This window comes from Bradyrhizobium sp. NBAIM08, from assembly GCF_020193935.1.
Classification (GTDB): domain Bacteria; phylum Pseudomonadota; class Alphaproteobacteria; order Rhizobiales; family Xanthobacteraceae; genus Bradyrhizobium; species Bradyrhizobium yuanmingense.
The window spans coordinates 1-415 of record NZ_JADYVR010000778.1; the positions used below are offsets into that span (position 1 = coordinate 1).

General features: G+C 70.8%; 1 protein-coding gene. It reads left to right on the forward strand.

What is annotated here, in order from left to right; genetic code table 11:
* Positions 1 to 20: 20 nt before the first annotated feature.
* Positions 21 to 415: hypothetical protein (locus I6F37_RS42020; protein WP_225154676.1), on the forward strand; the 395-nt coding region annotated here is incomplete at its 3' end.

Below are 415 nucleotides of genomic sequence, written 5' to 3' on the forward strand. Positions count from 1 at the left end.
AGCGTGGCGATCCGCAGCGCGTGATTCAGCTCGTCAACGAGCGCACCGATCTCATCGACGATCCGCAGGAGCTCGCACGACTCTTCTACGAGCTGGCGCGCCTCGAGCGCTCGGTGGGTGATCTGGACGCGGCGCTCGACGCCCTCGATCACCTCTCGATGCTCGAAGAGCACGTCGGAGGGCTCGCGCTCGCGGCCGAGATTCACACCGCGCGTGAGCAGTGGCCCGAGGCCGTGCAGGCGCTCGAGGGACTCGCGCAGGCGCCGGGAGTGCCGAAGGCGCAGCGCAGGCTCGCGCGGCTCGGTGCGGCCGACTTCCTCGAGCACCGCATGAAGGACCGCGCCCTCGCGCTCGCGCAGCTCGACAAGCTGCTGGCCGAGGGCCACGGGGACGCTGCCCTGTACATCCGCGTCGC